The organism is Streptomyces sp. NPDC058001, assembly GCF_042886315.1.
In the GTDB taxonomy this organism is placed as follows: domain Bacteria; phylum Actinomycetota; class Actinomycetes; order Streptomycetales; family Streptomycetaceae; genus Streptomyces.
Window position 1 is genome coordinate 310553 of sequence record NZ_JBHVQT010000004.1, and the last position, 21532, is coordinate 332084.

The window sequence follows — 21532 nt, forward strand, 5'->3', positions numbered from 1 at the left end:
GGGCCGCGGGGGCCTCCCCCTCCCGGGGGCGGTGGGGCGGGGCGCCCGAGTGGCCCCGCCCCGCCCGCCGTTCGCATTGCTGCGATACGGGCGCGTCCACGACGCTCACGCGGACGTACGACGACCGGACACCCACCCCCACGCCTGGACCACCCTCGTCCGCCATGGGGAGTTCCGCCGCTGTTAACTCCCCGCTCAGCTCACACACCTTTCCCCAGGGAACGGCCGACCTAGCCTGTCTGGAAACCGCGAGCCGCACACTTCCGACTCGAACACCCGACAGATCGAGGTCTTCGTTTCCATGAACAGCCGCTCCCTGCTCACCAGTTCGGTATCCCGGCGCCTGCTGCGCCCGGTGGCCGACCTCATCGACCAGCGCATCGACCGGCGGACCCGCGCGGCGACAGCGGCCCGGACCGCCGAGCACGACCAGCTCAAGGACGCGATCGAGCTGATGAAGCAACACCAGCTCACCGTGGAGCTGTTGCTCGGCCCGCGCGGGCGGGGACTCTCCCGAATCGTCGCCCACGGCCCGCTGAAGCGGCTGCACGCCGAGGTCGAGAAGCTGGTCGGCAGCCAGGAGGCCGCGCAGCGCAATGTCGCCGCCGCGTACCGGCTGCTGGTGGCGATGGAGTCGCTCGGCGTCGGCCGGATCGCCGGCGGCACCATGAACATCTGCGGAAAGCTGGGCACGATACCCCTGCTCGACCCGCCGAACGACGACATCCTGGAGATCGGCACGCTGTACGGCATGTTCTCGGCCGGGCTGGTGCGGATGATGGAGCGGGACGGCCGCAGCCCGAGCGTGACGATCGTCGACCCGTTCGCGGGCGTACAGCTCCAGCCGGGTACCCCGGAGCGTTCCGACCCGACCGGCGCGCCGGTGGACGAGCACGCCGTGCGCACCAATCTCGCGCTGGCCGGCCCCGCGGGCGCCGCGGCCCGGATCCAACGGGGCTTCTCCGAGGACCCGAAGACCCGCGCGGCCGTCTCGGACCGCCGCTACGGCGTGATCGTGATCGACGGCGACCACTCGGCGGCGGGCGTCCAGGCGGACCTGGAGTGGGCCGAGGAGATCGCCGCGCCCGGCGCGGTCATCGTCCTCGACGACTACGGCGACGCCAAGTGGCCCGGCGTCAAGGACGCCCTCGACAAGCATCTGACGGGCGAGACCCGCTTCACCTACCTGGGCAAGGCGGCCCACTCGGCGTTCCTGCGATCGGCTACCTGAGCCGCGGGCCGCGGCGCCTTCCCCTGACAGCCATTTGGTGGAGGGCTCGCCGGTACGCGGCGGCACTGCCCGGTTCCTCCCGTATGCGGCGGTCTACGGTGACACCGTCACCCATGACGGTCAGCGGCCGAGCGTTCCCGGACCGCCTCGGCCGCCTGAAGAAGGAACGGTGCGATGGATCCCGAAATCCGGACCAGGGCCGCGATCGAGGAACACTGGCGGGCATCGGAACGGGGGGATATCGAAGCCGAGCACGCCATCTACGCCGCCGACGCGATCCTCGACTACCCCCAGTCAGGTGAACGGTTCCGGGGTCGTGCGGCGATTTCGGGGCAGCGTGGCGGGCACCCCGCCGATCGGCATTTCACTGTCCAACGGATTGTCGGTGGTGGGGATTTGTGGGTGAGCGAATGCGTCATCACCTATGACGGGGTGCCCAGTTACTCGGTGAGCGTCATGGAATTCGCCCACGGGCATGTGGTGCACGAAACGCAGTATTTCGCGGACACATTCGGTGCGCCCGAATGGCGGACAGCACTCGCGGAGCCGATGCCGGGCAGGGACATCACCAGGGCCTGATCCAGGGGCGGCCTTGATCGTTCGCCGCTCGCGGGGGCGTCACTCCCCGGCCACCTCGAAGTAGCCCAGGTTAACTTCGCGAGGCGGCCGGAACACGGTCCTGCGGCGAGTTCGTATAGAGGGGTTATAGATCGGTTAAAGACCCTCGCGTTTCTGATGTGATGCGCGTAGACACTCCTTGACCTGCTACAACGCACACCCTCAGAGCAGACTCGGAGAGTCCATGCGCACGTCCCTCAGAGCCGCCGCGCTCGTCGCCGTCTGTGCCGTCGCCGGAGGCGCCCTGTACGGCGCCGGCGCGGCCACCGCCGGGCAGACGACGGCCAACTCCACCAAGGAGCCCTACAACATAGGGCTGTTGGTGAAGGACATCGACACCTACTACGGCATCACCACGGACAGCGCCGGCGTTTACCAGGCGTCGTCGACCAGCCCGTATGCCAAGGACCTCGCGCGTATCGACGCCGACGCCAAGAAGTACATCGACCAGGCGGCCGGCAAGGCGCAGCACAAGAAGCAGAAGCCCGCGGTCGTCTTCGACATCGATGACACGCTGCTGCTCAGCCTCGATTACGAGAAGCGCTACAACTACACGTACAACTCGGCTTCCTGGGCGGCCTATGTCAACCGCGCCGACCGGCCCGGCGTCTTCGGCAGCGCGGAACTCGTGCGCTATGCCGAGAAGAAGGGCGTCGAGGTCTTCTACAACTCGGGTCTGACCGAGGCGCAGCGTTCGGCCGCGGTCGAGAACCTGAAGAAGATCGGCGCCGATGTGAATCTCGACGCCGGTCACATGTATCTGAAGGACGCGGCGAACCCGCCGTCGTACCTCAAGTCCTGTGCCACTCCGGGCGCATGGACCTGCACGACGGTCCAGTACAAGTCCGGCACCCGCAAGCACATCGAGAAGGACCTCGGGTACGAAATCATCGCCAACTTCGGCGACCAGTACTCGGACCTGGACGGCGGATATGCCGCCCGTACGTACAAGGTGCCGAACCCGACGTATTTCGTCGGCTAGAAATGCGGTGCGGTCGAGAGGGTGTCCGGCTCAGCCGTCGCCACCGACGTCGGACACCCTCCCTCCGTCACCGCTCACCCCAGCAGCGCGTACACGGTCGATGCCCGCCCCGCCAACTCCCCCGACTCCTCCACCGTCATCGCGATGTCCGTGAACGCCATACGGCGCCCCAACTTGGTGACGCTCGCCTCGATCAGGGTGGCCGTGCCGGTGACCGGGCGCTGGAACGTCGTGGACTGCTGCACCGTCGTCATCGGGACAAACGCGCCCCGCGCCGCCGAGACCGCGATCACCGTCGCCGTGTCCGCCGCCGCCATCAACGCCTGACCCGACAGCGCGCCCCCCTCCCTGGCCAACCGCTCCGACCAGGGCAACCGCAACACAGCCCGCCGTTCCCCGACCTCGATCACCACAAGCCCAAGGTCAAGCACCCAAGGCGCGAAGTTCCCGGCGAGAATCCGTTCCGCTTCTGGCACTGTCAGCGTCAGCGTCGATGTCATGAGCCGATGGTGACGCCCCACCTCCCCCACCGACAACCCACCCGGCCGACAGGCAGCCGTGACATCGAGGAGGAGCTGTGAACCACCACCAGTGGAAGCTCACCCGGGACAAGAAGGCCACCGAGGGCTACCAGGAAGGTCCCAAGGAAGCGGCCCTGGCGGCGGAACTCGATGCCGCCTGGGACCTCGGTCAGGCCGTGTACGACCGGCGCACCGAACTGGGCCTGTCCCAGGCGGAACTCGCCCGGCGCGCGGGCATGGCGCAGCCGAAGATCTCGAACATCGAGGGCGGCGACGGCATTCCGACGATTCCGCTCCTGACCCGACTGGCACAGGCACTGGACGCGAAGCTGATCACCAGCCTGGACGAGGGCACCTCCGCGTTCACCTTCCACCCGCACCCGACCGGCGAACCGCGCCACAACGCCGCCTGAAGCGTCACGCCCCCGCCCACAACCCCTCCCCCGTCAGCCCCAGCAGGGAAATCGCGTTGCCGCGCACGATCCGTTCCACCGTCTCGCCGTCCAGGTGGGACATCTGGGCCTCGCCCACCTCCCTCGACTTCGGCCAGGTCGAGTCCGAGTGCGGGTAGTCCGTTTCGTAGAGGACGTTGCCGACGCCTATCGCGTCCAGGTTCCGGAGGCCGAAGGCGTCGTCGAAGAAGCAGCCGTAGACGTGGGAGGAGAACAGCTCCGACGGGGGGCGGTGGACCTTGTCCGCCACTCCGCCCCAGGCCCGGTTCTCCTCCCAGACCACATCCGCGCGTTCCAGGATGTACGGGATCCAGCCGATCTGACCCTCGGCGTACATGATCCTGAGGTTCGGGAAGCGTTCGAACTTGCCGCTCATCAGCCAGTCGACCATCGAGAAACAGCAGTTGGCGAAGGTGATCGTGGAGCCGACGGCCGGCGGCGCGTCCGCCGATGTCGACGGCATCCTTGAGGACGAGCCGATGTGCATCGCCACCACCGTGCCGGTCTCGTCGCAGGCCGCGAGGAACGGGTCCCAGGCGTCCGTGTGGACGGACGGCAGACCCAGGTGCGGCGGAATCTCCGAGAAGGCGACCGCCCGTACGCCACGGGCCGCGTTCCGCCGTACCTCCGCCGCCGCCAACTCCGGGTCCCAGAGGGGGATGAGGGTCAGGGGGATCAGGCGGCCCTGGGCATCCGGGCCGCACCACTCCTCCACCATCCAGTCGTTGTACGCCCGGACCCCGAGGAGTCCCAGTTCGCGGTCCTTGGCCTCCGTGAAGGTCTGGCCGCAGAAGCGGGGGAAGGTGGGGAAGCAGAGGGCCGACTGGACGTGGTTCACGTCCATGTCCGCCAGGCGGTCCGGGACCGAGAAGGAACCCGGGCGCATCTGCTCGTAGGTGATGACTTCGAGCTTGATCTCGTCCCGGTCGTAGCCGACGGCCGTGTCCAGGCGGGTCAGCGGGCGGTGCAGGTCCTCGTACACCCACCAGTCGCCGATCGGTCCGTCGTCGCCCGGCGCGCCCATGACCGGCGCGAACTTGCCGCCCAGGAAGGTCATTTCCTTCAGCGGGGCGCGGACCACACGCGGGCCGATGTCCCGGTACTTCGACGGGAGCCGGTCCCGCCAGACGTGCGGCGGCTCCACCGTGTGGTCGTCCACCGAGATGATCTTCGGGAAGGTCTCCATGGTCTCCATGCCGTCCACGGTAGCGCCGATCTGACGAACCGTCAGCTACCTTGACGGCACCCCCCCGGACGGCCGGTACCGGGCCCCACCGGTGAGGGGACCCTGTGAGAGGTGTCTCGCACGGCTGACGTATCCGCCATGAACAAGGCAAACTGGCGGAAGCGAATCGACCGGTACGGCAGGGGGACGGCGATGGACGGTGGACCGCGAGTTCCGGAGCAGTGGCGTCCGGCTGCGGGTGCCGGCCTGGAAGGGTCCAAGCAGGGCACCGGGGCACAGACGGCTGCCGGGTCCCAGCAGGGTGCCGGAGCACAAACAGGCCCCGGGTCACAGCACGGTGCCGGGTCCCAGCAGGGCGTCCCCTCCGTGCACGGCCTCGAACCCGCGCTCGGCTTCGGCGTACTCGGCCCCGTCCGCTCCTGGCGCGGTTCCGAACCGCTGCCCATGGGCTCCCCGCAGCAACGCGCCCTGCTCGCCGCCCTGCTGCTCCGCGACGGCCGGACGGCGACCGCGGCGCAGCTCATCGACGCGCTGTGGGGCGACGACCCGCCGTCGCAGGCCCTCGCAGCGGTCCGTACGTACGCCTCACGGCTGCGGAAGGTCCTGCCGGGCGTCCTGCTCAGCGAGGCCGGCGGCTACGCGATCCGGGTGCCCGCCGAGGCGCTCGACCTGTCCCTCGCCGAGGAGTTGGCCGCCGACGCCGAGAAGGCGCGCGGCACCGGGGACCTGTGCCAGGCCCGGTCGCTGATCAACAAGGCGCTCGGCCTGTGGGACGGGGAGCCGCTCGCCGGCGTGCCGGGGCCGTTCGCCGAGACCCAGCGGGCCCGCCTTGAGGAGTGGCGTCTCCAACTCCTCGAATCCCGGCTCGACATGGACCTGGAGCAGGGCTGCCACGCGGAGGCGATCTCCGAACTCACCGCCCTCACCGCCGCGCACCCGCTGCGCGAACGGCTCCGCGAGCTGCTGATGCTCGCCCTGTACCGCAGCGGCCGGCAGGCGGAGGCCCTCGCCGTGTACGCGGACACCCGACGGCTGCTCGCCGACGAGCTGGGCGTCGACCCGCGCGCGGGCCTCAGCGACCTCCAGCAGCGCATCCTGCGCGCCGACCCGGGCCTCGCCGAACCGTCGACGCCCGCCCCGGAACCCTCGGCGACCTACGTACGCCCCGCGCAACTTCCCGCCACCGTGCCGGACTTCACCGGCCGGGTCTCCTTCGTCAACGAACTCAGCGACGTCCTGTCGACCGCCGAGGGCCGCGTCATGGCGGTCTCCGCGCTCGCCGGGATCGGCGGTGTCGGCAAGACCACGCTGGCCGTGCACGTCGCCCATCTGGCGCGCTCCCGCTTCCCCGACGGCCAGTTGTACGTGGACCTCCAGGGCACAGGCGCGCGGGCCGCCGACCCGGAGGCGGTACTCGGCCAGTTCCTGCGCGCACTGGGCACGACGGAACCTCCGGCGCTCCCGGACACCCTGGACGAGCGGGCCGCGCTGTACCGGTCGGTCCTGGACGGCCGCCGGATCCTCGTCCTCCTCGACAACGCCCGGGACGCGGCCCAGGTCAGGCCGCTGCTGCCGGGCACCGAGGGCTGCGCGGCGCTGGTCACCTCACGCATCCGCATGGTGGACCTCGCCGGGGCGCATCTGGTGGACCTGGACGTGATGTCGCCCGAGGAGGCCCTTCAGCTCTTCACGAAGATCGTCGGCGCGGAACGGGTCGCCGCGGAGCGGGACGCGGCGCTCGACACCGTCGCGGCCTGCGGTTTCCTGCCGCTGGCCATCCGGATCGCGGCGTCACGGCTCGCGGCACGGCGCACCTGGACCGTGTCGGTCCTCGCCGCGAAGCTCGCCGACGAGCGGCGCCGCCTGGACGAGTTGCAGGCCGGTGACCTCGCGGTCAAGGCCACCTTCGAGCTGGGCTACGGGCAGTTGGAGCCCGCGCAGGCCCGCGCCTTCCGGCTGCTCGGTCTCGCGGACGGCCCGGATGTCTCGCTCGCGGCGGCGGCGGCCGTCCTCGATCTTCCGCTCACCGACACCGAGGGCATCCTCGAATCCCTCGTGGACACCTCGCTCCTGGAGTCGGCTGCGCCCGGCCGCTACCGCTACCACGACCTGGTGCGGCTCTACGCGCGTGCCTGCGCCGAGAGGGACGAACAGCCGCCGAGCGAACGGGACTCGGCGATGTCACGGCTCCTCGACTTCTATCTGGCGTCCGCCTCGGCCGTGTACGCGCTCGAACGGCCCGGTGACCGGCTGGTCGACCATCTGGAGGCGACCCGCCACCCCGGCCTGGAGTTCGGCGACCGCCATGTCGCGCAGGACTGGCTCTACGCCGAGGCCAACTGCCTGATGGCCTGCGTCCGCCAGTCCGTCGGCGACAGCCGGCTGCGCCGCGCGGTCGACCTGCTGTGGGCCGCCAAGGACCTGGCGGAGTCGGGGGCGAACGCGCGCGAGTACGAGATCGCCGCACTCGCGGCCCGCGACGCCGCGCGGACGGCGGGCGACCCGCACGCCGAGGGCCGCGCCCGGACGACCCTCACCACGGTGCATCTCATCGGCGGCCGGTTCAACGAGGCCGACGAGGAGGCACGGCAGGCGATGCTCCTCGCCGACCGGGCCGACGACCCGCTGCCCAGTTGCTGGGCCCCCAACGACCGGGGCATCATCGCGCTCTACCAGAGCCGGCACGCCGACGGCGAGGGCCATCTCCAGCAGGCCATCGACAACTTCCGCGCCGACGGCAACGACGTCGGCGAGGCGAGCGCGCTGTGCAACCTCTCGCGGATCCGGGTCGCGATGGGCCGGACCGCCAGCGCCATAGAGCTGGCCCAGCGCGGCATCGACATCTACGACCGGATGGGGCTCACGCTGCGCCTCGCCAACGGCCGGTACGCGCTCGGGATCGCCCTGACCAAGGCCCAGCGCCTGTCCGAGGCGCTGGACCAACTCACCGAGGCGCTGGCCCTGTTCCACGACAACCGGCAGCCCTTGTGGGAGGGCGTGACCCACTTCCGTATCGCCGAGGTGCATCTCGCGGCCCGCCGCCCGACGCTCGCGGCGAGCCACGCGGAGCAGGCCATCGCGCTGCGCGGCATCGGCGGCGAATGGCGGCGCGGCACCGTACTCACCGTGCTCGGCAAGGCCCTGGTCAGCATCAACCAGCCCGACCGGGCGCGGGCCTGCTGGCAGGAAGCGCTGTCGATCTACGAGCAGTTGGGCTCCCCGGAGGCGGACGAGGTACGGGCCCTGCTGACACCGGCGGCCGTCGCCTGAACAGGCCGGACCCGAGGGGCGCTGTGGGAGTGGCGGCGAGCGCGGCGGAACGCCCGTAGGCGTTCATCGTTCGTTTATCGGCCCTAGGCACGCTTACAGCAACGATCCGTCGTGTCGGGGGGCAGACGGGTCGCGGAAGAGGGCCCCTTGAAGACGAACTAGTGTGAGCGGCCCATAAAGGGCTCGTCCGGCCAACCTCGGGGGAATGGCCGGGCGTGCTCGCCCCATCATCTCTCTGACGGGAGTTTCACAGCATGAGCGAAGCAGCCAAGAAGAAGCAGCCGGTCGTCAAGCCGCAGGACAACCACGCGTCGGACGTGCAGGACGGCGAGCTGACCACGAAGGACAACCACGCGTCCGGCGGCGTCATCAAGCCCCTGGACAACCACGCGTCCAGCGAGCCGACCAAGCCGCTCGACAACCACGCCTCGGGCGAGCCCGCCTGAACCACCCCTTCCGGGTGACCGGATGACCGGGGACCTGATGACCGGGACCGGATGACGGGGGACGTACGGGGGAAGTACCGGGGGAAATACGGGGGTCGATGTACGGGGGTGCCGAGGTCCGGGGGGATCGAGGCACCTGAGCACCACGGTCCGGGGGGACCAGGGTGCGGGGGATCGAGCCACTGAGGAACAGCGCGGGGGAAGTCGGCCGCGACGGCGCGGAGGGGAGCCGTCGCGGCCGACGCGTGTCCGGAACCGGGAGGCAAGGGTCGTGGACCGGGAGGCAAGGGTCCGGGACCGGTCAACGCGGGTCCAGGGATGGTCCTTTCAGGTGGCCGCCGCCCCCCGCAGCTCCCCCTTCACCACCTTGCCGCTCGCGTTCCGTGGCAGTTCCGGGACGAAGCTCACCGACCTCGGGACCTTGTAGTTGGCCATTTCCCTGCGGGCCCAGGCGATCAGGTCATCGGCGGTGAGCGTGGCCGCCGGGCGACGGACGACATAGGCGCGGCCGACCTCGCCGAGCCGCCCGTCCGGTACGCCGATCACCGCGACGTCCGCGACATCCGGGTGCAGCCCGAGCAGTTGCTCTATCTCGGCCGGATACGCGTTGAAGCCGCCGACGATGAACATGTCCTTGATCCGGTCGGTGATCCGCAGATTGCCGTCGTCGTCCAGGACACCGACGTCCCCGGTACGCAGCCATCCGTCCGGCGTGATGGCCCGTGCCGTCGCGCCCGGGTCCTCGAAGTACTCGCCCATGACGTTGAAGCCACGGACCAGGATCTCACCGGGCTCCCCCGGCGGCAGGGCCGTACCGGACGAGGCGACCACACGGACCTCGGTCCCCGGGATCGCCCGACCCGACGTCGACGCGATCACCTCCGCCGGGTCGCCGCGCCGGCACATCGTGACGATGCCGCTGGCCTCCGACAGGCCGTACGCCGTCAGGACCGTGCCGATGTGCAGCTCCGCGCGCAGCCGTTCCACGAGCCGCAGCGGGACGACGGCCGCCCCGGTCACCACCAGCCGCAGCGCCGTCAAGTCGTGGGCGTCGCGCGCCGGATGGTCGAGCAGCGACTGATGCAGGGTGGGCGGGCCCGGCAGTACGGAGATCCGTTCGGCGGCGATGTTGGCGAGGACCGTGTCCACGTTGAACACCGGCTGCGGCACCATCGTCGCGCCCCGCATCAGACACGCGATGACGCCCGCCTTGTAGCCGAAGGTGTGGAAGAAGGGGTTCACGATGAGATAGCGGTCGCCCTCGCGCAGCCCGGCCAGTTCGCTCCATACGGCGTATCCGCGCAGGGTCTGCGCATGGCTGATCACCGCGCCCTTGGGGCGGCCCGTGGTGCCGGAGGTGTAGATGATGTCGGACGCCGCCGACGGGTCGATGGCGTCGGCCCGCTCCCGTACCCGCTCCGCCGGGACCGTGTCGCCGCTCGCGAGGAAGTCCTTCCAGGTACGGAAGTCGGCCGGCGCGTCATCGGAGAGGACGACCACCTGGTCCAGGTCCGGCAGGCCGGACAGCGGCCCGGTGCCGTCGCCGTCCTGGGCGGCACGGCGCAGCGACGCCACGTACGAGGTGCCGAGGAAGGTGCCCGTGACGAAGAGAAGGCGGGCGCGGCTGCGGGCGAGGACATAGGCGGCCTCGGCGCCCTTGAAGCGGGTGTTGAGCGGGACGAGGACCGCGCCCGCGCTCACCGCGCCTAGCGCCGAGACGATCCAGTCCAGGGTGTTGGGGGCCCAGACGGCGACCCGGTCACCGGCGCGTACGCCGCTCGCGACACAGGCGGCGGCGGCCCGTTCGACGCGGTCGCCGAGGTCGCGGTAGGTGACGCGGGTACGGCCGTCCACGACCGCCTCCCGCTCGCCGAACCGCCGTGCCGCGTCCCGTACGAGCCTCGGGACGGTGCCCCATTCCAGGTCCCCGCGCATAGAACGCCTCCCACATCACTAGCTGACTACCCGTCAGATTAGCTGTAGCCTGACGCCCTGTCAGCAACCCTGGCAGCAGCCTGTCAGCAGGAGGTGGGTCGATGACGGCGGCACTCAAGGACGCCACGGCGATCGTCGGGATAGGCCAGACGGCGTTCGCGAAACAACTCCCCGAACCCGAGAAGACATTGGCGTGCCGGGCGATCCTGGCGGCCCTTGACGACGCCGGTATCGCTCCGTCGGAGGTCGACGCGTTCGCCTCGTACACGATGGAGGAGACGGACGAAGTCGAGATCGCCAAGTCGATCGGCGCGGGCGACGTCACGTTCTTCAGCAAGGTCGGCTACGGCGGCGGGGGTTCGTGCGCGACCGTCGCGCATCTGGTGGCGGCCGTCGCGACCGGGCAGGCGAACGTCGGCGTGGCCTGGCGGTCCCGCAAGCGCGGCAGCGGCCCGCGCCCGTGGCGGAACACGGCGGTCCAACTCCCCACGCCCGCCCAGTGGACACGGCCCTTCGGACTGCTCCGCCCGGCCGACGAGATCGCGATGCTCACCCGCCGCTATCTCCATGAGTACGGGGCGACCCGCGACCATCTCTTCAACGTCGCCCTCGCCTGCCGCAACCGGGCCAACCAGAACCCGGCGGCGATGATGTACGAACGGCCGCTGACCCGCGAGATGTACATGACCGCCCGCTGGATCAGCGAACCGCTGTGCCTGTTCGACAACTGCCTGGAGACGGACGGCGCGCTGGCCTGTGTCGTGGTGTCGGCGGAACGCGCCCGGGACTGCCGCCGGCAACCCGTGTACATCCATTCCGTCGCGCAGGGCCTGCCCGCGCAGCACCACGGCATGGTCAACTACTGGAACGACGACCCGCTGTCGGGCCCGGCCTGGGCGGCGGCGCGGCAACTGTGGAAGCGGGCGGACTTCGGCCCGGACGACGTGGACGCGGCGCAGATCTACGACGCGTTCACGCCCCTCATCCCGCTCTCCCTGGAAGGCTACGGCTTCTGCGGCCGGGGTGAGGGCGGTGCCTTCACGGAGGGCGGGGCGCTGGAGATCGGCGGCCGGCTGCCGCTGAACACCGGGGGCGGTGGGCTGAGCGAGGCGTATGTGCACGGGTTCAACCTCATCAACGAAGGGGTGAAGCAGTTGCGCGGGACAAGCACGGCACAGGTGCCCGGGGCCGGGACCTGTCTGGTGACGGCGGGCGAAGGCGTGCCCACATCGGCCCTGCTGCTGAGGAGTTGAGACCCATGACGACACCGGCACCTGGATACGAGGGCCTGCTGACCCCGGTCATCGACGAGGACGGCGCGCCCTTCTGGTCGTACGCGGCCGAGGGCGAGCTGCGCGTCCAATCCTGCGACGGCTGCGGGGAGTTGCGATTCCCGCCCCGCCCCTGCTGTCCGCACTGCCAGTCCTTCGCCTCCTCGTGGCGCCGGATGAGCGGCCGGGGCCGCGTCTGGTCGTACGTCGTCCCGCATCCCCCGCTCCTCCCGGCGTACGCGGCCGTGGCGCCGTACAACGCGATCGTGGTCGAACTGGCCGACGCCCCGCGCATCCGCCTCGTCGGCAACCTGGTGACGGGCCCGGACGCACCGCTGAACTCCTTCCCGCAGGACCGACTCCGGATCGGCGCGAAGGTGCAGGTGGTGTTCGCGGAGGTGGACGGGATCGCCGTCCCGCGCTGGGTTCTGGAGCGGCCGTGACGGTGAAGGTGGAGGCCGACCGGGACACCGGGGTGGCGGTGGTCGTGCTGGATGACCCGCTCAAGCACAACGCGTTGGATCTGGCCACCATGGAGGAACTGGTGTCGGTGTGGCGGGACTTCCGCTTCGACGACACGATCCGCGCCGTGGTCCTGACGGGCGCCGGAACACGCGCCTTCTGCACGGGAATCGACCGAAACACGGAAGTCCCCCAGCCCGCGTCCCCGTACGCCGTGGACGACCCGCTCGCGAGCATCGGCCCCAAGTCCAACGACCTCTGGAAACCGGTGATCGCGGCGGTCAACGGCATGGCCTGCGGCGGCGCCTTCTACCTGCTCGGCGAGTCCGAGTTCATCGTCGCGGACACGGAGGCGACCTTCTTCGACCCGCACACGACGTACGGGATGGTCAGCGCGTACGAGACGATGTACCTGGCCCAGCGGATGCCGTACGGCGAGGTCGCGCGGATGGCGCTGATGGGCACGGCGGAACGCGTCTCGGCCCGCCGCGCCTACGAGACGGGCCTCGTCTCGGAGTTGACCCCTCCCGGCGAGGCGGTCCCCGCGGCGGTCGCCTGCGCCCGCACCCTGGCGACGTACCCCCCGACCGCGGTGGAGGGCACGGTCCGCGCCCTGTGGACCACCCGCCAGACCCTCCTGACCCAAACCCTCCCCCAGGCCCCCCTCCTGGTCAGCCTGGGCAACCTGCCGACGAAAGCCCAGAGGCCCCTATTCACCAACAGACACGCTCCGAACAAACACCGACTCCGCTAAGGAAAGCGCCCCAAAGGGGCGCGGGGCTGTGACAGCGGGCGCACCCCACGAAAGCAGCGAACCACGCCCGCACACCCCCACGGACGCGGAGAACGGCGCGCAGCCCCCCAGGGGCGCGGGGAACTGCGCACCCCACGGACGCGGCGAACCACGCGCACACACCCAGGGGCGCGGGGAACGGCGCAATCAGGGGCGCGGGGCTGCGACATGTGCGGCTCCGCCGCGTGGGCGCAACCGCCGCCGACGACCGGCACATCTCAAACCGGTCGACCGGCGGAGCCCGTCCCTTCCTTCGCGTCCAGCGCGTACACGCACCGGTCCTTGCTGCACGCGTACACGACACCCGCACGGACCACCGGTGCCCCGGTGATCTCGCCGCCGGTGGCGAGTTTCCAGCGCAGTCGGCCGTCGTCGGCCTTGAGGGTGTAGAGCAGATGGTCGGTGGAGCCGAAGTGGATACGGCCCTCGGCGACGACGGGCGCGCCCACCACGTCGCCGCCCGCCTGGAACCGCCACTTCGGGGTGCCGGTGACCGCGTCGAGCGTGTAGAGGCCCTTGCCGCTGCCGACATGGACATGGCCCTGGGCGACCAGGACCGGTTCCACCGAGGACCGCGCCTCGGTGGCGATACGCCAGCGGTCGCGGCCGTCGGTGGCGTCGAGGGCGTAGACGGTGCCGAGGTAGTCGGCGAGGTAGACCCCTCCCCCGGTGACCGCGGGGCCCGGCGCGAAGGCGGGCGGGGACAGGAAGACGGCGGGCGCCTCGAAGTGCCAGCGGACATGCCCGCTCGCCACGTCCAGGGCGAGCACCCTGGTACCGGCGGACACATACACGTACCCGTCCGGCACCTGCGTGAGCCGTACCGGGACTCCGCCGCAGGAGGCCGCGTCGCCGATGGGGTACGACCAGCGCTCCTCGCCGGTACGTGCTTCGAGGGCGCGCAGCCGGGCGTCCTGCCAGACGTAGACGGTGCCGTCGTGGACGACGGGTCCGGCCTCGGGGGTCTCGAAGTCGGCCTGAGCGCCGGTCAGTTCCCAGAGTTTCCGGCCGCCGGACGCGTCCCACGCCTGGACGCCGCCGCCTCGGGTGCCGGTGACGAGGGTGCCCCGGTCGGCCTTGAGCGAGTAGATCCAGCCGTCGGTCGGCAGCCGCCACAGATCGGTGCCCTCGCGGGCGTCGAGCGCGAACAGGGTCGGCCCGTCGGACGCGTGGATACGGCCGTCCGCGACCGCCATCGACCAGGCGACGTCCCGCGTCTTGAACCGGCGCCTCCCGGTACCCACGTCCAGGGCGTGCACCTCGAAGGACGTGACGTACACGAGGTCGCCGTCGACGGCGGGCGTGCCCCATACGTCGTTCGACATCCGGAACCGCCAGGGCCGCCAGGAGGCCGGCGCGCCCGCGTCGGGCGGGGCGGGCGGCACGACGGGGGCGGCGGGGCCGGGTACGACGGGGTCGGTGCCGTTGGCCCCGGCCCGGGACCGGGACCAGGTGGCGGCGAGCCCGGCGACGGCGGGTTCGGCCCGTACGGCGGCGGCGCGCGCGTCGGAGACCCGGGGCCCGGGGCCGATGGGCACCTGACCGCCCGCGAGCCGCACGGGACCGGAGTCGGGCGCCCCATGCCGGCCGCCGCCACCCCGGCCGGTGACGGGGACGGGCGGGGCGTGCGGAGGGGCGTGGGACGGCACGTGCGGAGGGGCGTGGGGCGGGGGCGGCGGCACTGCGGGCCCGCCCGCTCCGCCATGACCTCCGCCGTGAGCGCCGCCGTGACCGTGAGCGCCACCGTGACCGGCACCAGGGCCGTGACCGGAGACGCCTCGGCCGCCGCTGCGCCCGCCCCGGCTGTGCCCCCCGGACGGCTTCACCGGCGGACGCCCGCCCCGGCGTGACTCGATGAGCCCGGTGGCCCGTTCAGGCAGCCACGCCGACGCCGTACCGCTGTCGTCGGAGCCGGACGCGAACAGATGCGGGGCGAGCTGCGCCTGAAGGTCGGCCGGGCTGGGGCGCGCGGCGGCCTCCATCTGCATACAGGACTCGATGAGGGGCCGCAGTTCGTCGGGCAACCCCTCCAGGTCGGGGCCCTCGCGCAGCAGCATGAAGACGGTCTCGACGGGGTTGGCGCCGTGGAAGGGCGCGTGTCCGGTGGCGGCGAACACCAGCGTGGAGCCGAGCGAGAACACATCGCTGGCGCCGGTGACGCTACGGGAGTCCTTGGCCTGCTCGGGCGACATGTACGCGGGAGTTCCCACGGCGACGTTGGTCATCGTCAGGCGGGTGTTGGACACTCCGCTGGCGATACCGAAGTCGATGACGCGGGGACCGTCCTCGACCACCAGGACGTTGGACGGCTTCATGTCCCGGTGCACGAGTCCGGCGCCGTGGATGGACTGGAGGGCCTCCGCGATACCGGCACCCAGCCAGCGCACGGCCTGCGCGGGCAGCGGCCCGCACTCGTTGACCATCTCTTCGAGCGAGGGCGCGGGCACATACGCGGTGGCCAGCCATGGCACGGCGGCCCGGGGGTCGGCGTCGACCACGGCGGCCGTGTAGAAGCCGGACACGGCCCGCGCGGCCTCCACCTCACGGGTGAAACGGACGCGGAACAGCTGGTCCTCGGCGAGTTCGGTCCGGACCGTCTTGATCGCCACGCGCCGCCCGGACGCCGAGCGTGCGAGGTAGACGAGTCCCATACCGCCGGCGCCGAGCCGGCCCAGTACCTCGAACGGCCCGATCCGCCTCGGATCATGCTGAGTCAGCTGATCCACCACTTGCCTGCCACCTCCCCGTACGGCCGCGTCCACGAATACGGCCCCGTGCAGCGTCTCACCACCGAACCGCACCGGCGGCACGCACCCCGATTCTTCCTGTCCCGGCCACCGGTGGCGAACCAGGGGCGGAATCGGGGTGTCTCAACCGAATACGGACGTCTGTACGTCGATCCTGTGTACGGCAGCATGGGAGTGGAGACGCGGATTCCCCCGGCCACATACAGGGCCGGGGGAATCCGGGACGCGTCGATCGAGCGTCGGCCAGGCGTCAGTCAGCCGTCAGGCGGTCACGGTGAACGTGCCGAGCTTCCTCATGTCGGTGCCCCTGACCGAGTAGACGATGAAGTTGATCTTCCGGCCTTCAGCGACCGAGTAGTCGCACGTCTTGCTGCTCTTGCCCCGGGTGCTGCAATAGGGCGTGAGGTTGTCGTTCGTCCCCGCGAACTGGCCCATGGCGTAGATGTAACGGCCGTCACTCTTGGTGTCGTTGACCTTGAGGACCTCGCCGTTTGCGGTCCAGGTGAGGCTGGCCCCCGTGAACTTGTACGTCGCGGCCTGGGCTCCTCCGGCGGAGAGACCCACCATGGCGACGGCGAGCGCGCCGGCGGCCAGGGGCAGGGTCAGGCTCTTCTTCAGTTTCTGCAACTTCTTCAACGTGTTCCTTTGGTCGCTGTCCTGTGGGGCGGGCGACGAAGAACCGGGCAGGCTCTTCCACGGACCGGGGGGGGGTGTCCTTGATCTTCATATCAGATGGGCAAATTGAGCAAACGGTCAGGGCCGCGAAGATCAGTCCTGGAGTACGGCGAAAGTCGCGCCCTGGTTGTCCGCGCAGACGGCGATACGGCCGTGCGGCGTACTGAGCGGCGCCTGCCGGATCCGGCCGCCGAGCCGGGTCACCGCATCGGCGGTGGCGTCGCAATCGGCAACGGTGAAGTAGGTGAGGAAGTGCGGCGGCATCTCGGCCGGGAAACTGTCCCCCATGACCACGCGCCCGCCGATCGCGGATTCGAGCCCTGCCGTGGCCCCGGCGGGTGACCAGACCCGTACGTCGTCACCGGCGGCGCCCGACAGGTCCTCGTCCCGCAGCTCCGCGCCCACGTACCCGAAGACCTCCTCGTAGAACGGGTCGACGGCCGCCTTGTCCCGGGTGTACAGCTCCGTCCAGCAGTAGGAACCGGGGCGCCGCTCCGCCTCGAAGCCGATGTGCGTGCCGGCCTGCCAGAGCCCGAAGACCGCGCCCCCGGGATCGGCGGCGAGCGCCATCGTCCCGAACGGCCCCACGGGCATCGGCTCCATCACCATCTGCCCGCCCGCGCCCCTGATCCGTCCGGCGAGGGCCACCGCGTCCGGGGTCGCGAGGTAGACCGTCCACACGGTGGGCATCCGGCCGTCGGACTTGGGCGCGAGCGCCGCGACGTTCGCGCCGTCACTGTACGCCTGTGTGTAGTACCCGTACTCGGCGCCGGCGCCCTCGTCGAAGGTCCAGCCGAGAACATCTCCGTAAAAACGCTTGCCCGCCTCTACGTCGGGGAGCATCGCGTCGACCCAGCACGGAACACCCTCTGCGAATGCGGCCATGGGCTCGGTCCTTCCCGTACGGTGTCCGACGCGGTGGCGTCACCGTGTCCGTCGCGCCCAAGTTAACGGCCTTTGACCGGCCGCGCAGCCCGATAATTCGAACACTTGGTCAATTTTGCGGGCCCGGTCGCCGACCGTTGTCCACAGCCTGTTGACAGAGCGGGCGCCCGCCGACCGGTCCCCGCCGCATGGGGACCCAACCCCATTTGCAGTCGGCCGAATAGCGCTCCGATCACCCCTCGGTAAGCTGACGGCATGACAGGACAGGTACGTACCGTCGACGGCCGCGTGGCAGGACGGCGCGGGCAGGCGACGCGTCAGAAGCTGCTCGACTGCCTCGGCGAGATGCTCAGCTCCTCGCCTTACCGGGACGTCAAAGTCATTGATGTGGCCCGGAAGGCAGGCACCTCACCGGCCACCTTCTACCAGTACTTCCCGGACGTCGAAGGCGCCGTCCTGGAGATCGCGGAGCAAATGGCCGCAGAGGGTGCCGGGTTGACCGCGCTGCTCGAAGGCCGCTCCTGGGTCGGCAAGGCCGGCTGGCAGACCGCGCAGGAACTCGTGGACGGTTTCCTCGACTTCTGGCGCCGTCACGATGCCATTCTGCGGGTCGTGGACCTGGGGGCCGCCGAGGGGGACAAACGGTTCTACAAGATCCGTATGAAGATCCTGAACTCGGTGAACAACTCCCTTACGGACACGGTCAGGGAGCTTCAGGCCAAGGGCAAGGTCGACGCCGATGTGTCGCCCGCCGCGATGGCCGGTTCGCTCGTGGCGATGCTCGCCGCGGTGGCCTCGCATCAGAAGGGTTTCCAGAGCTGGGGCGTGAAGCAGGCCGAACTCAAGCCGAATCTGGCCCTGTTGGTGCACCTGGGGGTCACCGGGAAGAAGCCGACCCGGTAGGTGGGCTCTGAGTCACGCGGAACAAGCGGATCTGTCGGTCCACGCGGGACTGGTAAGTGGCGTACGGGGGCCAGAACTTCAAGGCCGCCTGCCAGGCTTCGTCGCGTTCCTCGCCCTCCAACAGGCGGGCCGCGACCGGGATGTCCTCGCCCTTCCAGTTGATCTCCGCCTCCCCGTGGGCCAGGAGGTTGGCGGTCCAGGACGGGTGGCCGGGGCGGCCGAAGTTGGAGCCGACCAGGAGCCAGGTGCCGGACGGCTCCGGCATGCAGGCGAGCGGTGTGCGACGCGGCAGCCCGGACCTCGCACCCCGTACCGTGAGGATCACACCCGGCAGCATCTGGGCGCTGAGCAGCACTTTCCCCCGGGTGATCCGGTGCACCACACGGTCCATCGCGGGGATGACGTGCGGGGCGACCTTCGCGAAGGCGCGGGTGGACGACATCCTTTGCACCAGGCGGATTCCGGGCGGCATCACGCGACCTCCGTACCGGGGAGCGGCGTGGCGGGTGTGCCCGAGGTGGCCGGTGCGCCCGGTGCGCCCGTCGCGTATGGCGTATCCCTCGCATCCGTCGTGTCCGTCGCGTATGGCGTATCCGGCGGGAACAGGCCCGAGCGTTCCGCCGCGCGGGCCCGCAGCCGGTGGACCGGGCCGAAGAGCAGATCGTCGGCGGACGCCCGCTTGAAGTAGAGGTGCGCGTCGTGCTCCCAGGTGAAACCGATCCCGCCGTGCAACTGGATGCCTTCCGAGGCGGCCGTGCGCAGCGCTTCCAGCGCCTGGGCGAGGGCCAGCCCGCCCACCGCCTCACCCCGGCCCTCCCCGCCCGCCGCCCACGCCGCGTAGTACGCCGCCGAACGGGCCGCCTGCACCTGTACGTACACATCGGCCAAGCGGTGTTTGACGGCCTGGAAGGAGCCGATGGCGCGGCCGAACTGTTCGCGCTGGGTGACATGGTCGAGGGTGCGTTCCAGGGCGCGGTCCGCGGCGCCGACCGCTTCGGCGGCGAGCACGGTCGCGGCCCGCTCCCCCGTCGCCGCCAGCGCGGCGGGGATGTCGGCGGCGGTGCCGGATCCCAGCAACTCGACGGGCACGTCACGTAGTTCGAGCCGGGCCTGCGGGCGGGTCTCGTCCAGGACGGTACGCCGGGTCCGTACGAGCCCATCGGCCTCCGCCCGCACCAGGAACAGGAGAATGCGGGAACGGGCGAAGCCGCCGGTGTGCGCGGCGACCAGGAGGAGCCCCGCACTGTGGCCGTCGAGAACCTGGTCGGCCTGACCGTAGAGCCGCCAGGTCCCGTCCGCGAGGGTGGCCTGAACGCCGCCGGAACGCCCCCCGCCCGCCCAGTCGCCGTGGTTGTCGCCGGTGAGGCCGAGCGCGGTGGCGAGTCCCGTGCCGGGGACGGCGAGCGTGGCGGTCGACTCACCGCGCGCGAGTGGCGGCAGAAGCGCGGCGCGCTGCGGCTCGGTACCGAGGGCGAGGATCAGCGGCGCGGCGAGCGCGGCCGTCGCGAACAGCGGGGACGGTACGAGGGCGCGGCCCGACTCCTCGCAGGCGAGGGCGAGTTCGGTGACCGTGCAACCGACGCCCCCGTACGCCTCCGGAAGGGCGAGGCCCGGCAGACCGAGCTGTCCGGAGAGGGTGGCCCACAGGGCGGTGTCGTATCCGGCGGGGGTACGGACGGCGGCCCTGCCCTCGTCGGGGCCGCTGCGTTTGGCGACGAACTCCCGCAGGGTGCGGCGGATCTCGTCCTGTTCGGCGGTGAAGGTGGCGTCCATGGGCTCCCCTTCCGGCGACCGGCCGGTCTCCGTTGATCTGACGGCGCGTCATATTAGGGCGCGGGGGCGGAGATGCACAGAGGTCGGGGCTCCTCGGGTGGGACGCCTCCACCAACTGTCGATCAGCCGATGGTCAGTTGCGGGCCGGCGCCCGGATCTGACGCATCCGATCCAAATCTATCTGATGTACCGTCAGATTTATGACTTCAAGGCATCGCAGGGTGGCCGTGGTGGGGGTCGCGCTCTCGGACTGCGGGCGGGTGGACGACGCGACGCCGTACGCGCTGCACGCCCAGGCGGCCCGCCGCGCGCTCGCGGACGCGGGACTCAAACGCGAGGTGGTGGACGGCATCGCGTCGGCGGGACTCGGCACGCTGGCGCCCGTGGAGGTCGCGGAGTACCTGGGCCTCGCGCCCCGCTGGGTGGACTCGACGTCGGTGGGCGGCTCGACGTGGGAGGTGATGGCGGCCCATGCGGCGGACGCGATCGCGGCGGGCCACGCGCGGGCGGTACTCCTCGTCTACGGCTCGACGGCCCGCGCCGACATCAGGGCGGGGCGGCGTACGTCGAACCTGTCCTTCGGCGCGCGCGGCCCCCTCCAGTTCGAGGTCCCGTACGGGCACACGCTGATCGCCAAGTACGCGATGGCGGCCCGGCGCCATATGCACCAGTACGGCACCACGCTTGAGCAGTTGGCGGAGGTCGCGGTGCAGGCGCGGGCTAACGCGGCACACAATCCGGACGCGATGTTCCGCACGCCGGTCACGGTCGACGAGGTGCTGTCGGGCCCGATGATCGCCGACCCGTTCACCAAGCTGCACTGCTGCATACGGTCCGACGGGGGCGCGGCGGTCCTGCTGGTCGCGGAGGACCTGGTACGGGACTGCGCGAAGGCGCCGGTGTGGGTCCTCGGTACCGGGGAGCACGTCTCGCACACGACGATGTCCGAGTGGGACGACTTCACGGTCTCGCCGGCGGCGGTGAGCGGACGGCTGGCGTTCGAACGGGCCGGGGTCCGGCCCTCGGAGATCGACGTCGCGGAGATCTACGACGCCTTCACCTACATGACCTTGGTCACGCTGGAGGATCTGGGCTTCTGCGGCAAGGGCGAGGGCGGGGAGTTCGTGGCGAAGGGGCGGCTGCTGCGGGACGGCGGGTTGCCGACGAACACGGACGGCGGCGGTCTCTCGGCCCAACATCCCGGGATGCGGGGACTGTTCCTGCTGGTGGAGGCGGTACGGCAGCTCCGGGGCGAGGGCGGTGAGGGGCAGGTACGGAAGGCGGGGGGCCGCCTTCCGGAACTGGCGGTGGCGTCCGGGACCGGAGGATGGTTCTGTTCGTCCGGGACAGTCGTACTGGGGCGGAGCTGACGGGACCTGGGG

The 21532-nt window shown here is 70.8% G+C and carries 19 protein-coding genes; 11 read left to right on the forward strand and 8 right to left on the reverse strand.

What is annotated here, in order from left to right:
* Positions 1 to 301 precede the first annotated feature (301 nt).
* From ACFVT5_RS11160 to ACFVT5_RS11170, 3 genes are all read left to right on the forward strand, one after another.
* Entirely contained in the window at positions 302 to 1231 is a 930-nt protein-coding gene (locus ACFVT5_RS11160) for a class I SAM-dependent methyltransferase (protein ID WP_389884353.1), read from the forward strand.
* Positions 1232 to 1405: 174 nt separating this feature from the next.
* Positions 1406 to 1810: a nuclear transport factor 2 family protein gene (locus ACFVT5_RS11165; protein ID WP_389884357.1), complete on the forward strand. Its 405-nt coding sequence runs from the start codon at positions 1406 to 1408 to the stop codon at positions 1808 to 1810.
* Positions 1811 to 2033: 223 nt separating this feature from the next.
* Entirely contained in the window at positions 2034 to 2831 is a 798-nt protein-coding gene (locus tag ACFVT5_RS11170; protein WP_389884360.1) for an HAD family acid phosphatase, read from the forward strand.
* A 74-nt stretch (positions 2832 to 2905) separates the two neighbouring features.
* On the opposite strand, the gene ACFVT5_RS11175 is transcribed toward ACFVT5_RS11170, so the two are convergent.
* On the reverse strand, positions 2906 to 3319 hold the full coding sequence (locus tag ACFVT5_RS11175; protein WP_389885251.1) for a PaaI family thioesterase: 414 nt from the start codon (positions 3317 to 3319) through the stop codon (positions 2906 to 2908).
* 89 nt (positions 3320 to 3408) lie between these two features.
* Here ACFVT5_RS11175 and ACFVT5_RS11180 point away from each other — a divergent pair, with 89 nt between their 5' ends.
* Positions 3409 to 3765, forward strand: a complete 357-nt coding sequence (locus tag ACFVT5_RS11180) for a helix-turn-helix domain-containing protein (RefSeq protein ID WP_389884363.1) — start codon at positions 3409 to 3411, stop codon at positions 3763 to 3765.
* Between the two features lie 4 nt (positions 3766 to 3769).
* On the opposite strand, the gene ACFVT5_RS11185 is transcribed toward ACFVT5_RS11180, so the two are convergent.
* A complete protein-coding gene (locus tag ACFVT5_RS11185; RefSeq protein WP_389885254.1) occupies positions 3770 to 4990 on the reverse strand; it encodes an amidohydrolase family protein in 1221 nt (406 codons plus the stop codon).
* 444 nt (positions 4991 to 5434) lie between these two features.
* On the opposite strand from ACFVT5_RS11185, the gene ACFVT5_RS11190 reads away from it, so the two are divergent.
* The gene (locus ACFVT5_RS11190; RefSeq protein WP_389885257.1) at positions 5435 to 8260 is read left to right on the forward strand and encodes a BTAD domain-containing putative transcriptional regulator; all 2826 of its coding nucleotides are present in this window, start codon (positions 5435 to 5437) and stop codon (positions 8258 to 8260) included.
* A gap of 254 nt (positions 8261 to 8514) precedes the next feature.
* The gene (locus ACFVT5_RS11195) at positions 8515 to 8706 is read left to right on the forward strand and encodes a hypothetical protein (RefSeq protein ID WP_389884365.1); all 192 of its coding nucleotides are present in this window, start codon (positions 8515 to 8517) and stop codon (positions 8704 to 8706) included.
* Positions 8707 to 9033: 327 nt separating this feature from the next.
* Here ACFVT5_RS11195 and ACFVT5_RS11200 read toward each other — a convergent pair whose 3' ends face one another.
* The gene (locus tag ACFVT5_RS11200) at positions 9034 to 10641 is read right to left on the reverse strand and encodes a FadD3 family acyl-CoA ligase (protein WP_389884368.1); all 1608 of its coding nucleotides are present in this window, start codon (positions 10639 to 10641) and stop codon (positions 9034 to 9036) included.
* Positions 10642 to 10742: 101 nt separating this feature from the next.
* Here ACFVT5_RS11200 and ACFVT5_RS11205 point away from each other — a divergent pair, with 101 nt between their 5' ends.
* The 3 genes from ACFVT5_RS11205 to ACFVT5_RS11215 are packed head-to-tail and all read left to right on the forward strand — an operon-like array spanning position 10743 to position 13128.
* Positions 10743 to 11894, forward strand: coding sequence for a lipid-transfer protein (locus ACFVT5_RS11205; protein ID WP_389884371.1), 1152 nt, complete (start codon positions 10743 to 10745; stop codon positions 11892 to 11894).
* Positions 11895 to 11929: 35 nt separating this feature from the next.
* Positions 11930 to 12355 carry a Zn-ribbon domain-containing OB-fold protein gene (locus ACFVT5_RS11210; RefSeq protein ID WP_389885260.1) on the forward strand — a complete coding sequence of 142 codons (426 nt, stop codon included), beginning with the start codon at positions 11930 to 11932 and terminating at the stop codon, positions 12353 to 12355.
* Entirely contained in the window at positions 12352 to 13128 is a 777-nt protein-coding gene (locus tag ACFVT5_RS11215; RefSeq protein ID WP_389884374.1) for an enoyl-CoA hydratase/isomerase family protein, read from the forward strand. The genes ACFVT5_RS11210 and ACFVT5_RS11215 overlap by 4 nt, the downstream gene beginning before the upstream one ends.
* A 257-nt stretch (positions 13129 to 13385) precedes the next feature.
* Here ACFVT5_RS11215 and ACFVT5_RS11220 read toward each other — a convergent pair whose 3' ends face one another.
* The 3 genes from ACFVT5_RS11220 to ACFVT5_RS11230 form a co-directional block, all read right to left on the reverse strand.
* Complete coding sequence (locus tag ACFVT5_RS11220) at positions 13386 to 15896, reverse strand: PQQ-binding-like beta-propeller repeat protein (protein WP_389884377.1); 2511 nt, start codon at positions 15894 to 15896, stop codon at positions 13386 to 13388.
* 279 nt (positions 15897 to 16175) lie between these two features.
* Positions 16176 to 16550, reverse strand: a complete 375-nt coding sequence (locus tag ACFVT5_RS11225) for a hypothetical protein (RefSeq protein WP_389884380.1) — start codon at positions 16548 to 16550, stop codon at positions 16176 to 16178.
* 132 nt (positions 16551 to 16682) lie between these two features.
* Complete coding sequence (locus ACFVT5_RS11230) at positions 16683 to 17474, reverse strand: VOC family protein (RefSeq protein ID WP_389884383.1); 792 nt, start codon at positions 17472 to 17474, stop codon at positions 16683 to 16685.
* Positions 17475 to 17729: 255 nt separating this feature from the next.
* Between ACFVT5_RS11230 and ACFVT5_RS11235 the strand changes: the two genes are divergently transcribed.
* Positions 17730 to 18377 (forward strand): TetR family transcriptional regulator, encoded by a 648-nt coding sequence (locus ACFVT5_RS11235; protein WP_389884386.1) that lies wholly within the window; start codon positions 17730 to 17732, stop codon positions 18375 to 18377.
* Here ACFVT5_RS11235 and ACFVT5_RS11240 read toward each other — a convergent pair.
* Positions 18352 to 18849: a nitroreductase family deazaflavin-dependent oxidoreductase gene (locus ACFVT5_RS11240; protein ID WP_389884389.1), complete on the reverse strand. Its 498-nt coding sequence runs from the start codon at positions 18847 to 18849 to the stop codon at positions 18352 to 18354. The genes ACFVT5_RS11235 and ACFVT5_RS11240 overlap by 26 nt on opposite strands.
* Entirely contained in the window at positions 18849 to 20150 is a 1302-nt protein-coding gene (locus ACFVT5_RS11245; protein WP_389884392.1) for an acyl-CoA dehydrogenase family protein, read from the reverse strand. The genes ACFVT5_RS11240 and ACFVT5_RS11245 overlap by 1 nt, the downstream gene beginning before the upstream one ends.
* Positions 20151 to 20350: 200 nt before the next feature.
* Between ACFVT5_RS11245 and ACFVT5_RS11250 the strand changes: the two genes are divergently transcribed.
* Positions 20351 to 21520, forward strand: coding sequence for an acetyl-CoA acetyltransferase (locus ACFVT5_RS11250; protein WP_389884395.1), 1170 nt, complete (start codon positions 20351 to 20353; stop codon positions 21518 to 21520).
* The last annotated feature ends 12 nt before the right edge of the window (positions 21521 to 21532 follow it).